Raw genomic sequence first — 13516 nt, 5'->3', positions numbered from 1 at the left:
GGTATCCTGAAAATTACGACGTCTGCCTGCATAGCGCGGGCCGTTGTTCGCCTTTGGCACAGCAGCCCCGGCGCTTTCAATGGTGAACAGCCCGCGTTTGGCACCTGAGGGGAAAAAGAGTTTGCCGATCCCGCCATTGCCCCGTTGACACCCCGCCCCCCATCCCTTAGTGGCGCCCTCCTACCCGGCAGACGGCCCTTCAGCCTTCTGCCCCGTGCCCAGATGGCGGAATTGGTAGACGCACCAGCTTCAGGTGCTGGCGCTCGCAAGGGCGTGGAGGTTCGAGTCCTCTTCTGGGCACCATCGCTTCCTCCGGACATGTCCATAAATGTCCGGAGAAGTCCCCAAAATCAAAGGTTTTTGACAGCTGACGCGTCCACCCGCATCCGGTCAAATTCGTTGCAATTGACGGTATCGAAACCGACGAAAAGGTGGCGTCATGATTACCGATCTGGCCGTCCGAAAGGCAGTTGCACGCGAGAAGCCCTACAAGCTTTCTGATGGGGGCGGGCTATACCTGCTGGTCACCAAGGCCGGTCAGCGGTGTTGGCGCGTCGATTATCGTTTCGGGGAAAAGCGGGCCACCGCAGCCCTTGGGGTCTATCCCACCGTTTCGCTGGCCGAGGCGCGGGCCAGGCGGCTGGAAATCAAGAAGCAGATTGCCGATGGCATGAACCCGTCGGCCAAGCGCAAGATCGACAAGATTACCGGGCCGCTGGCCAACGTGAACAGCTTTCAGGCCGTTGCCGAGGAATGGCTCGACAAAGCCCGCCGGGAAGGCCGCGCCGAAGTCACCTTGGGCAAGTTGAAATGGCTACTGGAGTTCGCCCACCCCATAATCGGCGCACGCAAGATTGGTGAGATCAAAGCGCCCGAATTGCTGGCGGTCTTGCGCGCGGTTGAAAAGCGCGGCCACTATGAGACAGCGCGACGGCTGCGCAGCACCTGCGGGCAGGTCTTCCGCTATGCCATCGCCACCGGGCGCGCCGACCGCGACATTTCAGCGGACCTGCGCGGCGCGATTACTGTGCCCAAAGTCACGCATCGCACGGCCATTACCTCCCCGATGGAGGCAGGTGTGCTACTTCGGGCAATAGACGCCTATTCGGGCTATCCAGTCACCCATGCAGCCCTTCGCATCGCCCCTCACGTCTTCGTGCGTCCTGGCGAGCTCAGGCACGCCGAATGGACCGAACTTGACCTGACCAAGAATGTCTGGACCATCCCCGCCGAGAAAACCAAGATGCGCGTCGCCCACCGCGTGCCGCTGACCCGGCAGGTGCTCGCCATCCTGGAGGAACTGCGCGAGATCAGCGGCAACCGCCGCTACCTTTTCCCGGCCCAAGGCAAGCGGGATCGTCCCATGTGCGAAAACACGATCAATCTCGCCCTGCGGCGCATGGGATTCGACAGCAAGACGATGACCGCCCACGGCTTCCGCGCCATGGCCAGCACGCTGCTGAACGAGCAGGGCCACTGGAATCCCGACGCCATCGAACGACAGCTTGGCCATGCCGAGACCGATGACGTCCGCCGGGCTTATGCTCGCGGTGAACATTGGGAGGAACGGCTGGCCATGATGAAAAGCTGGTCCGATTATCTCGACCAGCTCCGATCTGGCGCGAAGATCCTGCAAGGCAGCTTCCGCAAGCCGACTACTGCTGCAATTACTGGATGAGGCGGCTCAGGCGCAGGCCGAGCCGACCCGCGGATAGTGCCGCCTCGATAGGTCTGGATTCGACCAAGTCACGCCGCTCGGACGCTGCCGCCGGAATGGCAGTTTACGCCGGTACCGGTCATTTGCATGTTGGAGACCCGGTCAAAGTGACCAGCCGCCATCGATCACGGTCGCAGCACCGGTAACGAAGCCGCCCAATTCTGAGCACATCCACAGGACGGATTCCGCAATCTCCTCGGGCCTGCCAAGCCGGCCGACCGGCTCGAGGTCGATCGCCTTCTGGATATCGCCATTGGTAAAGCGGTCCATCATCGGCGTTTCGATATTGCCAGGGAGCACCGCGTTAACCCGAATGCCCTGCTTGGCGTAGTCGAGGGCGGCCGAACGGGTCAGGCCGATGATAGCGTGCTTGGAAGCCGAGTAGGCTGCTCCGCCAGCGACGCCTCGAATGCCAGCACCAGACGAGGTGTTGACGATGGCGCCGCTGCCTTGGCGTACCATCTGCGCCAATTCGTGTTTCATACAGACGAACGTGCCACGAAGGTTGATGTCGAGGATGCGATCCCATTCATCAAGTTCGATCTCGGCAACGGGCGCGGCCTTGTTCTCGACGCCGGCATTGTTGAACGCGATATCCAACCGTCCGAACCGCTCCACGGTGCGCGCCACCGCCGCTTGGACCTCCTCTGGCTTGGACACGTCGCAGGCGATCGTCATAACCTCCCCGCCAGTGTTCCTGACGGCCTCGGCAGTCTCCTGCAGAGCATCTTCGGTTCGGTCGAGGATAGCGACACGAGCGCCTTCCCTGGCAAAGGCAATGGCGGTGGCACGGCCGATGCCGATAGCGGCGCCGGTGACGAAGGCGACCTTGCCAGTGAAACGATCAGAATTAGACATAGAGATAGCCTTGTTGTGAGGTGGAAAGCGACGCAATTACGCTCGAATTATGGTGCCGTCCCGGTTGCACCTTCGATCTGTCGCTCCTTGCCAAACACCGGAAACATGCTTGCATCGCCATATTCAGCGACGTTTTCAGTGCCCCTCAGAGTCGCCATGTCCGCGTCGGAAATCACGAAATCCACAGCGGCATTGCTGCGCATGTGGTCCGCGTTTACGGTCTTTGGCAGCGGCAGCAGCCCAAGCTGCAGGCAGTAGCGGATACAAAGCTGGGGGATGCTGGCGGCATATCTGTCTGCGATCGCGGCGAGTGCCGTATTCTTCATCAGCCCGCCATGAGCCACTGGCGAATAGGCCTCGACCAACATTCCTTTGCCGCGACTATAGTCGATCAAGTCGAAGGGCGTGTTACCGACATGGGCAAGGATCTGGTTCACCATCGGCGCTACCGCGCCGTTATCGATTAGGTTATCGAGATCCCCGCGTTCAAAATTGGATACGCCGATCGCACGGAGCTTGCCCGCTGCATAAGCGTCCTCAAGCGCACGCCATGCTTCCAGATTGCCTTCGTGAAAGTGCCCGCCCTCTCGGAATTCAGACCAGGGCTGCGGACTATGAATGAGCATCAAGTCGATGTGGTCGAGGCCAAGCGCGCGCAACGAACCGTCGATTCGCCCCTTTGCCTCGGCGTAAGTCTTGCACTCGGCAACCAGCTTGGTGGTTACGAAAAGCGCGTCACGCGTAAGACCGCTGGCACGCAGGCCTTCGCCGACGCCATGCTCATTCTCATAAGCTTGGGCGGTATCGATATGACGATAACCTACATCAATGGCATTCCGGACCACTTGCGCGACGGCTGCCTCCTCGATCCGCCAAGTGCCCAGTCCCAGTTTCGGGATGGACACGCCATTGGAGAGCGTGAAAGTTTCTTTCAAAATCATGATGGTGACCTCTGATCTGTTGGGCCGGGGCCGTAGCCCGGCTCCTTGGCAAGAGCGTTCCACTTGCCAAGGATATCTGGATTGTAGACCTGCTCGGTCCAGTCGCTCGGTGCGACTTCTTCGAATGCGACCGACACCGCGTCATCGCCATAGCTGAGGATGCTGGTGACACCGCGCGTAATGGAGTCAGCGAGACGACTCTTCTGCTCGTCCGATTTGCCGGGCCAAAGTTTGACGATGACGTGCGGCATGGCTCAGTCTTTCGCCAACGGCGCGAGATATTCCTCGTCAGTGACTTTCTCCATCCAGGTCACCGGCGTACCGTTCACAGATTCCTGGATGGCGATATGGGTCATAGCCTCATGCGGCGTCGCACCATGCCAGTGCTTGTGCTCGGCTGGGCACCACAGGATGTCGCCTGCATGGAATTCGAGCTTTGGTCCGCCCGCGACTTGAGTCCAACCGACACCCTCGGTCACGATCAAGGTCTGACCCGCTGGATGCGTATGCCACGCCGTGCGCGCGCCCGGCTCGAAATGGACGATGGCGCCGCTGACGCGAGAGGGTTCGGGGCGCTGGAACTGGCCGGTGATGGTGACCATTCCAGTGAAATACTCGGCAGGCCCATCGACCTTGGTCATATCTGCTTTATGGCTGATTTCCATTGCTCTTGTTCCTTCCTCAGCATGCACGGCGGCCGGCACCTAGGGGGACGACTGTCGAGCCTGATTTAGGGTGCTCGCGCAGCGGCAATAAGGGCGCTCTTAAGCAATGAACTGATGAACAATGCTCAACAATGTGATATCGATCCAGCATGCAGATCAGCCGGACCGATTTGGCGGATTTCGCCTATTTCATTGCTATCGCCAGACATGGCAGCTTCCGACGCGCTGCTTTGGAAATGGGCGTCACCACCTCGGCGGTAAGTCATTCGATCACCGCGCTGGAATCCCGCCGTGGCGTGAAATTGTTGAACAGAACAACCCGGAGCGTGAGCCTCACCGCCGCAGGCGAGGAACTTCATGCCATGATCAAGGAGCCGCTAGAGGTCATTAGCCAGGCCGCCGAAAATCTGAACCGCTATCGCGACGCGCCAGCAGGCCGGGTCAGAATCAACGTCCTGGAAGACGCCGTATCTCTCCTGCTCGACCCGGTCATGCCGGTCTTCGTCGAGCGATACCCGGACGTCGAGGTAGACATCAGCGTGAGCAACCGTCTGATCGACGTTGTTGGAAGCGGTTTCGACGCGGGCATTCGCTACGGCGGCACCGTGCCCGAAGATATGATCGCTCAGCGGCTTTCACCCGACCTGCGCTGGGTCACGGCGGCATCGCCCGCATATCTGGAGCGGTTCGGCACCCCATCACATCCGCAAAATCTGCACGATCACCGTTGCGTCCGCATTCGCCTTGGCAACGAGCAATTGTACCAATGGGAATTCGAACAGGGCGATGAGGCGATAGCAATTGCTGCCCCCGGTCCACTGACTGTAGACGCTAGCCATGCTGCCCTGGGCTTGGGTCTAGGCGGCATAGGCATCATTTACGGAGTGGAGCCAATCCTCCGTCCGCATCTGGATGACGGCACCCTCGAACTCGTGCTTGAAGACTGGGCATCGATGGGCAGCGGTTTCCATGCCTACTACCCGAGCCGTCGGCAGGTCCCGACCGGATTGCGGCTGCTGATTGACCTCGTCAGAGAGCTTCGGCCTCTGGGGGCGTAGGGCCAAATGCAGGCCGGCGTGATACAAGTAACTGGGTCGCGGCCTAGCTATGCGTTTCGCAAAGCAATGGTCGAGGCTGGGTTTATGCGCAGCAGCTTTGACGCACGCTGGGACATAGGGCAGTTTCAGAATGTCGTGACTGATCAGTCAGTGACTGCCGCCGAGTGTGCCTGCAAGGCGGCTGCGGACGTGTTGAAGCGGCATTTCCCCGACGAGCCGATTTATCACACCAGCTACCTATCCTAATTCCAGATTGGGTCACACAGGTATGTAGGTCCCAAAACGATGTAGGCGAAGGAGGCGAAGAATGGCTTCGGCTTGATGGTCGACACGGCGCGCGCAAGCCCTGTGCTGATTGAAAAGCATGGCCGCTGTGTTGTGGTTGTCGTAGCAGTCGAGGAGTACGAGCGCTTGCACCTGCCATGGCAGCGTCTTTGGCTGCGGCTTGATTCGGTTTTTCGCCGTTCTCAGGCAGGAAATTGTCGGCGGGTCGCAAAATAAATTTTGGTGTCGCGGATTGATCCGAAATAGACCGTCCGCAGCGATTTGAGTCCTAATTGAGGACCAACGCCAGTGCCAAGACGGTATTTTCGACGGTATCGAAATTCGAAAAACCGCAACAAAGCGTTGCAATGTAACACTTTGTCGACACATCACGGTCCCTCTTCCGGCACCATCGCTTTTCAAGGCAGAGCAAACTCAGGGAAATCGTCGCGGAGACGGTCCCCTGAGCTTTTCTGTGTTGCTGGCAGATAAGGCGATTGCCTCTGCCGAAGGATTCAGCGTGGGGCGCCAGCCGTTTGCTCACACTTTGCTGAAGCTTGCGAACTGCCGCCGCCGAGCATTGTTGCGGCGATGAAGCCGCCTACGACGAGGACCACGAAGCCGACTGTCACGAGGCCGAGATACTTGTCGATGAAGCGCTTGATCGGAGCACCGAACAGGCGGAACAGGACGCCGACGATCATGAAGCTGATCGAGCGGCTGACGATGCTGGCGAGGATGAACGGGACCAGCGGCATGGCTATGAAGCCCGCGGTAATCGTGAGCAACTTGAACGGGATGGGCGTGGCGCCCTTGATCATGATGATTTCAACGCCGTACTCGCGCAAATAGCAGGCCGCCTTCGGAAAGCTCTCGGTGAGGCCGAGCGCGCCAAGTAGCTGGGTGCCGACGGTGTCATAGAGCCCATAACCGATCGCATAGCCGAGCAGGCCGCCGAGGACGGACGCGACCGTTGCCACCGCGGCGAAGCGGATTGCGCGCTTGGGTTCAGCCAGACACATCAATCCGAGCAAGGGGTGCGGCGGGATCGGGAAGAAGCTTGCCTCCATGAACGCGAACAGTGCCAGCCACCATTCGGCATGGGGGTGCGCGGCTTTGGCCATGGTCCAGTCGTAGAGGCGGCGGAGCATCTGAAATCCCGTCGATTGTTGCAGTGCAGCGTTTAGGCGACCGCAGGCGAAAGCGCCAGCCTTAGGTCAGCGAACCATATTGGCACTTTTTGATTGACATCGTCACGCTCTTTCGGTACATAACAGGAACATCGCGAAAGACCGAGTCGCCGCCGAGAGGGGACAGAACGATCGCGGAGCAATCGACGAACTCCATTCACTTCAAACGCAAGGATGGTCTGAATGGCCAAGCCGACCGGGTCCGTTAGTGCGCGTGAACCGCGCGCAACCCTAAAGCCGCGCCCGCAACCGAAGCCGCGCACAAAGACTACGGGAGAGGGCAAAATTTCAGAACATCCCGTCAGCCCGCAATGGCGCCACGATTTCCTGCTGGCTTTGGCTGAAACATCGAATGTCACGGCGGCCGCGGCCTCGGCGGGTGTGAAGCCGGGACGGGCTTACAAGTCGAAGCGCACCGAACCCGAATTTGCCAGGCTTTGGCGTGAAGCGCTTTGCGAAGGGTATGACCATCTGGAGATGGAACTGCTGTATCGCCTGCGCTTTGGCGAGCCAAAGGATGTCGATGCAAAATTCGACAATGCCAACGCGCTGCGGTTGCTGACGCAGCATCGGGAGACAGTGGCCCGGCAACGGGCGATCCGCGAGAACGCCGATATCGCCGACGTCCGGGCATCGATCCATGCCAAGTTGTTGGCAATGCGCGATCAGGTGCTGGCCCGCCGGAAGGCTGACAACTTGATCGCAGAAGCGGACGTGCCGCATGGTTGATGGCGAGCCGCTGGACTGCCTCATGGAGGCGGAAAGTAAAGAAGTCGGCGCGTTTATTGCGCAGCTTTCGGACAACGAGTGCCGCGAATGGCAATGGGACTGGAATGTCTGGGGCCGCCGGGCACAGCTGGCGCCGCAAGGCGACTGGCGCGTCTGGCTGGTCATGGCGGGGCGCGGATTCGGCAAGACCCGGCTGGGTGCGGAATGGGTGCGCGAGCGTGCCGAGGCCGATCCCGAGGCGCGGATCGCGCTGGTTGGGGCATCGCTCCACGAAGCGCGTAGCGTGATGGTGGAGGGTGAGAGCGGGCTGCTTTCGATCGGCGCACCGTGGCGGCGGCCGACGTATGAATCGTCGGTGCGCAGGCTGGTCTGGCCCAACGGCGCGCAGGCGTTCCTTTATTCGGCGGGCGAGCCCGACAGTTTGCGCGGACCGCAGCACAGCCACGCCTGGTGCGATGAGATCGCCAAGTGGGACAACGGATCGAGCCGGGCGACCGCGACCTGGGACAACCTGCTGATGGGCCTGCGCCTTGGCGGCAATCCCCGGCTGGTGGCGACGACAACGCCGCGCCCGGTGCCCTTGGTGGCGCGGATCATGGCCGAGGGGACGAGCGGCGGCGTTACGCTGACGCGCGGGAGCACGTACGACAATACGGCGAACCTGCCAGCACGCTTCATCGCAGCAATGCGGGAGACGTTCGGGCAGTCCCTGCTGGGACGGCAGGAATTGCACGGCGAGATGATCGAGGATTTGCAAGGCGCGCTGTGGACACGCGCGCTGATCGAGCGAAGCCGCGAGGCGCAAGCGCCGCCGATGACCCGGGTGGTGGTTGCTGTGGACCCGCCTGCCAGCGCGCACGGCGATGCCTGCGGGATCGTGGTCTGCGGGATAGGAGATGACAAAATCGCGCGGGTGCTGGCCGACTGTTCGGTCGAACATGCCAGCCCCGAACGATGGGCCCGCGCCGTTGCGGATGCTGCCCGCGCCTGGTCGGCGGACCGGGTGGTGGCCGAGGCAAATCAGGGAGGCGAAATGGTCGAGGCGGTGCTGCGCGCCGCTGAAGCATCGCTACCCTTACGCCTTGTCCACGCGAGCCGCGGCAAGACGGCGCGGGCCGAGCCAGTGGCGGCGCTCTATGAAGCGGGGCGCGTGCGCCATGCCGGGATGTTTCCGAGGCTCGAGGACGAACTGTGCGGGCTGATGCCGGGCGGTGAGTACCAGGGGCCGGGGCGATCGCCCGACCGCGCCGATGCCTGCGTCTGGGCCCTGACTGAGCTGATGCTGGGCAGGGCTGGGGAGCCGCGCATCTGGTTTGATTGAAGACGTGGGTGGATAGGGTCAGGACCTATTACCTGCGCCTTCGAGGCGCCGGAATGGCGAACATATCGGGCGGATACTCGCGCCGGGAAGGCTGGTTGCCTTTCCAAGCGAGTATCTGGCCGGGATGGAAGCCATTCCGGCGTCCCGCAGGGATTTGACCAAAATGGCCAGCTGCTGCGTTGGATGGGCTTGAAATAGAATGGCTATTCCTGCGCCCATCCGCCTTGCATCAGGCCATTTTGCTTCAAACCTCGAAGGCGCAGGTAATAGGTCCTGACCCTAAACACGCCCTCCCCCGGCCCCTCCCGCAAGCGGGAGGGGAGAACCTGAGTTGCCCCTCCCGCAAACGAGAGGGAGGATTTTGGGCGCCTTTGCTTCGCTTGGCGAGCTTACTTTACCGAAAGGCTGATCATGTCGTTCTTTCAATCGCTTGCCGCCGCCTTCAAGGGCGAGGCGGTGACCCCGCGTGCGCCTTTGGGGCGAAGTTTCGTGTCACCCTGGATCGCTGCTTCTGACTGGCAGGGCGAGGCTGCGCGCGGGCCGATTAATTACCCAATGGCGATCCGCGAGGCATATCTGCGCAATCCGGTGGCGCAGCGCGCGGTGCGGCTGGTTGCCGAAGGGATCGGCGGTGCGCCTGTGACTGCGCCTGATCCGGCGGTACTGGCTTTGGTCAGCGAGACAAGCGCGGGGCAGCCACTGCTGGAGACGCTGGCCGCGCACCTGATGCTTCATGGCAACGGCTATGTGCAGGTGCTGCGCGACGCGGACGGCATTCCGGTGGAACTGTTCGCGCTGCGGCCCGAGCGGGTGACGATCCTGCCTGATGCGGGCGGATGGCCTGCCGCCTTTGCCTACAAGGTGGGCGAGAAAACGATGCGGATCGAGGCGCTCGACGACTTCGGGCGGGCGAACCTGATCCATGTGAAACACTTTCACCCCACCGACGATCATTACGGCGCGGGCTGCCTGGAAGCGGCGGAAGAGGCAGTGGCAATCCACAATGCGGCTGCGCGGTGGAACCGTTCCCTGCTGGAAAATGCGGCGCGGCCATCGGGGGCACTGGTCTATGATCCGGGCGATCCTGGGGCGTCGCTGACGCCCGAGCAGTTCGAGCGGATCAAGGCCGAGTTGACGCAGGCTTATGCAGGCCAGGTGAATGCCGGGAGACCGATGCTGCTGGAAGGCGGGCTGAAATGGCAGAGCCTTTCACTGACGCCTGCCGATATGGACTTTGCCACGCTGAAGGCTGCGGCGGCGCGGGACATCGCGCTTGCCTTTGGCGTGCCGCCGATGCTGCTGGGTATTCCCGGCGACAATACTTACGCGAACTACCGCGAGGCCAATCGGGCGCTGTGGCGACTGACGCTGCTGCCGGTGGCGGGCAAGATCCTGTCGGCTTTGGCGGAAGGGTTGCGGCCCTGGTTCACCGATGCGCGCTTGAGCCTCGATCTGGATGGGGTGCCCGCTCTGGCCGAGGACCGCGAGCGGTTGTGGTCGCAAGTGTCGAGCGCCGACTTTCTCTCGCCTGAAGAGAAGCGGGCGATGCTGGGGATCATCGCATGAACCGCGAGGACATGCTGGCGCGGCTGGTGGCACAGGCCGAGGACGAAGGCGGCGATCTCGTCACGCTGAGGGCAATCGTCGAGGAAGCGAGCGACCTTGGCGCGGTGCGCGTGCTCTCGCGCATGGGGCTGGCCGACGACGATGCGCACCACGATATGGCCGAATTGCGCCAGCTCCTGGGCGCATGGCGCGACGCCAAGGCGAGCGCCTGGAAGGCGGCGGTGGGCTGGGTGGTGCGGGCCGTTCTGGCGTTGCTGCTTTTCGCCATCGCGGTGCGATTCGGTTCAGGAGATCTGGTACGATGACCACGCTCTTGGCCGCAGCGCCGCTGCGCTTTGCCGGGTACGCCGCGATCTTCAGCAAGCGCGACAGCGGGGGCGATACGATCTTGCCCGGCGCGTTCCGCGCAAGCCTCAACCGACGCCTTTCCGAGGGCTTGCGATTGCCGCTGCTGTGGCAGCACCGGCCCGACCAGCAGATTGGCTGGGTTGACCTGGCGGGCGAGGACCAGAGGGGCTTGCGCGTGGTCGCGTCGATCACCGCGACCGATTCAGCGGCGGCGCGAGCGCTGAAGGACGGGGCCGTTGACGGTCTCTCGTTCGGCTACCGGGTGCGGCAGGGGCAGACTCTGGCGGGCGGGCGGGCGCTGCACGAACTCGACATCATGGAAGTGAGCCTGGTGACGCGGCCGATGCAGCCGCTGGCGCGGGTCCATTTCGTGGAAACTGCCGAGGCCCTGCCCGCCTGACTCGCCTTCAAGACGACGACCGGAATTACCCCAAGGCTGCCCCATGGGGTGGCCCTCTTCATGCAGAAAGGACGTTATACCCCATGGATACCGTAAACCTCGAGACCAAGGCAGACGCGCTGACCGGATCGTTCGACATCGTCGAGCGCCAAGAAGCGCAGGACGCCGCGCTGGCGACGCTCCGCAGCGATGTGGACGAAGTGAAGGGCCGGCTGGAAAAGGTCGGCCGTGCTGCGGCTCGCCCGATGCTGGAAGGCGCAGGGCTGGTCAGCGGGCCGGAAGTGAAGGGCTTTGTTGATGGCTATCTTCGGTATGGCCGCGAAACCGAGCTGAAATCGTTGTCGGGTGCAGTTGCTGCCGATGGCGGCTATGCGGTGCCGCAGCAGATCGACGAAATGATTGCCCGCCGCATGGTGGAAATCAGCCCGATCCGCTCTGTTGCCAATGTGGTCCGGACCGGGACGTCGGGCTTCCGCCGCCTGATCTCGACCGGTGGCACGGCTTCGGGCTGGGTGAGCGAAACCGGCGCGCGGCCGGAAACCGCCAGTCCCAAACTCGCGGAAATCGTGCCGCCGACGGGTGAGCTTTATGCCAACCCTTCGGCAACACAGGCCATGCTGGACGATGCGGTGTTCGATCTGGAAAGCTGGCTGGCGAATGAAATCGCCACCGAGTTTGCCCGGGCCGAGGGCGCGGCATTCATCAGCGGGACCGGCACCAACCAGCCCAAGGGCTTCCTTTCCGCCACGATGAGCGCGGCGGGCGACAATACCCGCGCGTTCGGTTCGTTGCAGTTCATCGGTTCGGGGAACGCTGCGGGCTTCGATGCAGCCCCGGAAGCCAAGCTGATCGATCTGGTCTGTCAGATGAAGGCCCCGCTGCGTCAGGGCGCTGTCTGGGTGATGAATTCGGCCACTCTGGCTGCGGTACGCAAGCTCAAGACCGCAGACGGCGCGTTTCTGTGGCAGCCTGGCCTGGTGAACGGTCAGCCGGACCGCCTGCTCGGGTATCCGGTGATCGAGGCCGAGGACATGCCGGATGTGGCGGCAAATCAGTTCCCGATCGCGTTCGGCAACTTCAAGGCCGGCTACCTTATCGCGGAGCGCCGCCAGACTACGATCCTGCGCGATCCCTATACCAACAAGCCCTACGTCCAGTTCTATGCCACGCGCCGTGTTGGCGGGCAGGTGCTGGATAGCGATGCGATCAAGCTGCTGAAGATCGCGCTCTGATCGGGCGCGCGCCCTGCCTCCTCCCCTAGACGGGCGCGCAACCGACCGCGCCCGCAGCGGCTCCCCCCTTGCCGCTGCGGGCGCCCCTTATTCCCATCATTGACCGGAGATTGCCATGAAGCGGGCAATTATCGCACCGCCTGCCTTGTCTTCGGCGGCGCTTACCGAACTCAAGGCCTGGCTGGGCATCTCCCGGTCTGCCGACGATGCCGAACTGGCAGCCCTGCTGCGCACCGCGTTCGAGATTTGCGAGGGCTTCATCGGCGCGATGCCGCTACAGTCCGGCTGCGAAGAAACGCTTGATGCGAGTGGCGAGTGGCAGGTGCTTTCCGCACGCCCGGTGCGCGCGATCACCGCGCTGGCGGCGCTGGATCTGGCGGGCACGCGGACGGCACTGGCAGGATCCGACTATGAGTTCGACATCGACGCCGACGGCGCAGGCCGCGTGCGACTGCGACGGCCAACCGGCCAGACGCGGATCGTTGCAACCTACTCAGCCGGCCTTGCCGCAGATTGGGCAGGCCTGCCAGATGCCATCCGGCATGGCGTGATCCGGCTTTGCGCGCACCAGCACCGTGGCCGCGACGACGACCGGAAGGCTGCGCCTGCTGTACCGCCTTCGGTGGTGGCGGCGCTCTGGCGGCCGTGGCGGCGGATGCGGCTGGCATGATCACCGCGAACACAAACATCGGCGAGATAGCGCGGAGCCTGACCGACAAGGCCGGAGTTTTGGCCAGAGCGCGGGCGGTGTTGATCGCGCGGCGCAAGGATGCGCGGCGCTGGCGCAAGGCAGGCTTGTTGTGGCCTCTGTTCGGACAGGATTGAACCGATGGAAATTCCGTTTCGTGCCGTGCTGATTGCATGGCTGGCAAGTGATCCCGTGCTGTCCGAGGCGCTGAACGCAGTGGTCGAGGAAGCGCCTTCGCGTACCGCCCTGCCCTGGCTGGCACTAACCACTAGCGCGAGCACCAATTGGGGCACCAAGACGCTGGCGGGGCGCGAAATCCGCGTGGCTCTCGAGCTCAATTTTCGCAGTGACGACCCGCTGGGCGGGGCTGCGCTTGTCGCCGGGATCGAGGCGCGAGTGGAGAACCTGCCCGCAGATCAGTCCTTCTCAGGCTTTCGCATTGCCAGCATTGGCATGATCCGCGCCCGTGCAGAGCAGCGCGGTGAAGCCATGCGGGTGGTCGTGCTCGAATACCGGGCGCGCGTTCTTGCCGCCTGAGA

The 13516-nt window shown here is 62.6% G+C and carries 16 protein-coding genes, 1 tRNA gene and 1 pseudogene; 13 read left to right on the top strand and 5 right to left on the bottom strand.

All coding sequences use genetic code 11. The features are described from left to right. Window positions 1–216 precede the first annotated feature (216 nt). Both RM192_RS02270 and RM192_RS02265 read left to right on the top strand, forming a co-directional pair. A tRNA-Leu gene (locus RM192_RS02270) sits at window positions 217–303 on the top strand. Window positions 304–439: 136 nt separating this feature from the next. Next, window positions 440–1678 (top strand): phage integrase central domain-containing protein, encoded by a 1239-nt coding sequence (locus tag RM192_RS02265; protein ID WP_311505942.1) that lies wholly within the window; start codon window positions 440–442, stop codon window positions 1676–1678. A 141-nt stretch (window positions 1679–1819) separates the two neighbouring features. Here RM192_RS02265 and RM192_RS02260 read toward each other — a convergent pair whose 3' ends face one another. The 4 genes from RM192_RS02260 to RM192_RS02245 are packed head-to-tail and all read right to left on the bottom strand — an operon-like array spanning window position 1820 to window position 4181. Then, window positions 1820–2575, bottom strand: coding sequence for a glucose 1-dehydrogenase (locus RM192_RS02260; protein ID WP_311505941.1), 756 nt, complete (start codon window positions 2573–2575; stop codon window positions 1820–1822). Between the two features lie 47 nt (window positions 2576–2622). Continuing rightward, complete coding sequence (locus RM192_RS02255; RefSeq protein WP_311505940.1) at window positions 2623–3516, bottom strand: aldo/keto reductase; 894 nt, start codon at window positions 3514–3516, stop codon at window positions 2623–2625. Then, complete coding sequence (locus RM192_RS02250; protein ID WP_311505939.1) at window positions 3513–3767, bottom strand: tautomerase family protein; 255 nt, start codon at window positions 3765–3767, stop codon at window positions 3513–3515. Before RM192_RS02250 ends, RM192_RS02255 begins: the two co-directional genes overlap by 4 nt. Window positions 3768–3770: 3 nt before the next feature. Next, window positions 3771–4181 carry a cupin domain-containing protein gene (locus RM192_RS02245; protein WP_311505938.1) on the bottom strand — a complete coding sequence of 137 codons (411 nt, stop codon included), beginning with the start codon at window positions 4179–4181 and terminating at the stop codon, window positions 3771–3773. A 149-nt stretch (window positions 4182–4330) separates the two neighbouring features. Here RM192_RS02245 and RM192_RS02240 point away from each other — a divergent pair, with 149 nt between their 5' ends. After that, the gene (locus RM192_RS02240) at window positions 4331–5239 is read left to right on the top strand and encodes a LysR family transcriptional regulator (protein WP_311505937.1); all 909 of its coding nucleotides are present in this window, start codon (window positions 4331–4333) and stop codon (window positions 5237–5239) included. A 306-nt stretch (window positions 5240–5545) separates the two neighbouring features. Then, window positions 5546–5740 (top strand): annotated as a pseudogene (locus RM192_RS02235) (hypothetical protein); the annotation flags it as partial. Window positions 5741–6018: 278 nt separating this feature from the next. Here the strand turns inward: RM192_RS02235 and RM192_RS02230 are convergent. Beyond that, entirely contained in the window at window positions 6019–6654 is a 636-nt protein-coding gene (locus RM192_RS02230; protein WP_311505936.1) for a YqaA family protein, read from the bottom strand. A gap of 222 nt (window positions 6655–6876) precedes the next feature. Between RM192_RS02230 and RM192_RS02225 the strand changes: the two genes are divergently transcribed. The 9 genes from RM192_RS02225 to RM192_RS02185 all read left to right on the top strand — a co-directional run bounded on the left by RM192_RS02225 (window position 6877) and on the right by RM192_RS02185 (window position 13514). Beyond that, window positions 6877–7422 (top strand): hypothetical protein, encoded by a 546-nt coding sequence (locus tag RM192_RS02225; protein ID WP_311505935.1) that lies wholly within the window; start codon window positions 6877–6879, stop codon window positions 7420–7422. Beyond that, a complete protein-coding gene (locus RM192_RS02220) occupies window positions 7415–8743 on the top strand; it encodes a terminase large subunit domain-containing protein (RefSeq protein ID WP_311505934.1) in 1329 nt (442 codons plus the stop codon). Before RM192_RS02225 ends, RM192_RS02220 begins: the two co-directional genes overlap by 8 nt. Before the next feature lie 411 nt (window positions 8744–9154). After that, window positions 9155–10309 carry a phage portal protein gene (locus RM192_RS02215; RefSeq protein ID WP_311505933.1) on the top strand — a complete coding sequence of 385 codons (1155 nt, stop codon included), beginning with the start codon at window positions 9155–9157 and terminating at the stop codon, window positions 10307–10309. Further along, window positions 10306–10614 (top strand): DUF6127 family protein, encoded by a 309-nt coding sequence (locus RM192_RS02210; protein WP_311505932.1) that lies wholly within the window; start codon window positions 10306–10308, stop codon window positions 10612–10614. Before RM192_RS02215 ends, RM192_RS02210 begins: the two co-directional genes overlap by 4 nt. Continuing rightward, window positions 10611–11057 carry an HK97 family phage prohead protease gene (locus RM192_RS02205; protein WP_311505931.1) on the top strand — a complete coding sequence of 149 codons (447 nt, stop codon included), beginning with the start codon at window positions 10611–10613 and terminating at the stop codon, window positions 11055–11057. The genes RM192_RS02210 and RM192_RS02205 overlap by 4 nt, the downstream gene beginning before the upstream one ends. A gap of 83 nt (window positions 11058–11140) precedes the next feature. Continuing rightward, complete coding sequence (locus tag RM192_RS02200) at window positions 11141–12289, top strand: phage major capsid protein (protein WP_311505930.1); 1149 nt, start codon at window positions 11141–11143, stop codon at window positions 12287–12289. 115 nt (window positions 12290–12404) lie between these two features. After that, window positions 12405–12959 (top strand): hypothetical protein, encoded by a 555-nt coding sequence (locus RM192_RS02195; protein WP_311505929.1) that lies wholly within the window; start codon window positions 12405–12407, stop codon window positions 12957–12959. Then, complete coding sequence (locus tag RM192_RS02190) at window positions 12956–13114, top strand: hypothetical protein (protein ID WP_311505928.1); 159 nt, start codon at window positions 12956–12958, stop codon at window positions 13112–13114. Before RM192_RS02195 ends, RM192_RS02190 begins: the two co-directional genes overlap by 4 nt. 4 nt (window positions 13115–13118) lie before the next feature. Continuing rightward, window positions 13119–13514: a DUF3168 domain-containing protein gene (locus RM192_RS02185; RefSeq protein WP_311505926.1), complete on the top strand. Its 396-nt coding sequence runs from the start codon at window positions 13119–13121 to the stop codon at window positions 13512–13514. The last annotated feature ends 2 nt before the right edge of the window (window positions 13515–13516 follow it).

Origin of the sequence: Novosphingobium sp. MMS21-SN21R (assembly GCF_031846015.1) — a bacterium.
In the GTDB taxonomy this organism is placed as follows: domain Bacteria; phylum Pseudomonadota; class Alphaproteobacteria; order Sphingomonadales; family Sphingomonadaceae; genus Novosphingobium.
The sequence above is the reverse complement of the archived record's forward strand: the minus strand, read 5'-3'. Positions and strand labels throughout refer to the sequence as shown.

Bases quoted from the DNA above. Each gene is read 5' to 3' on its own strand.
- RM192_RS02265 (WP_311505942.1), top strand. From the start codon at position 440: ATGATTACCGATCTGGCCGTCCGAAAGGCAGTTGCACGCGAGAAGCCC.
- RM192_RS02260 (WP_311505941.1), bottom strand. From the start codon at position 2,575: ATGTCTAATTCTGATCGTTTCACTGGCAAGGTCGCCTTCGTCACCGGC.
- RM192_RS02255 (WP_311505940.1), bottom strand. From the start codon at position 3,516: ATGATTTTGAAAGAAACTTTCACGCTCTCCAATGGCGTGTCCATCCCG.
- RM192_RS02250 (WP_311505939.1), bottom strand. From the start codon at position 3,767: ATGCCGCACGTCATCGTCAAACTTTGGCCCGGCAAATCGGACGAGCAG.
- RM192_RS02245 (WP_311505938.1), bottom strand. From the start codon at position 4,181: ATGGAAATCAGCCATAAAGCAGATATGACCAAGGTCGATGGGCCTGCC.
- RM192_RS02240 (WP_311505937.1), top strand. From the start codon at position 4,331: ATGCAGATCAGCCGGACCGATTTGGCGGATTTCGCCTATTTCATTGCT.
- RM192_RS02230 (WP_311505936.1), bottom strand. From the start codon at position 6,654: ATGCTCCGCCGCCTCTACGACTGGACCATGGCCAAAGCCGCGCACCCC.
- RM192_RS02225 (WP_311505935.1), top strand. From the start codon at position 6,877: ATGGCCAAGCCGACCGGGTCCGTTAGTGCGCGTGAACCGCGCGCAACC.
- RM192_RS02220 (WP_311505934.1), top strand. From the start codon at position 7,415: ATGGTTGATGGCGAGCCGCTGGACTGCCTCATGGAGGCGGAAAGTAAA.
- RM192_RS02215 (WP_311505933.1), top strand. From the start codon at position 9,155: ATGTCGTTCTTTCAATCGCTTGCCGCCGCCTTCAAGGGCGAGGCGGTG.
- RM192_RS02210 (WP_311505932.1), top strand. From the start codon at position 10,306: ATGAACCGCGAGGACATGCTGGCGCGGCTGGTGGCACAGGCCGAGGAC.
- RM192_RS02205 (WP_311505931.1), top strand. From the start codon at position 10,611: ATGACCACGCTCTTGGCCGCAGCGCCGCTGCGCTTTGCCGGGTACGCC.
- RM192_RS02200 (WP_311505930.1), top strand. From the start codon at position 11,141: ATGGATACCGTAAACCTCGAGACCAAGGCAGACGCGCTGACCGGATCG.
- RM192_RS02195 (WP_311505929.1), top strand. From the start codon at position 12,405: ATGAAGCGGGCAATTATCGCACCGCCTGCCTTGTCTTCGGCGGCGCTT.
- RM192_RS02190 (WP_311505928.1), top strand. From the start codon at position 12,956: ATGATCACCGCGAACACAAACATCGGCGAGATAGCGCGGAGCCTGACC.
- RM192_RS02185 (WP_311505926.1), top strand. From the start codon at position 13,119: ATGGAAATTCCGTTTCGTGCCGTGCTGATTGCATGGCTGGCAAGTGAT.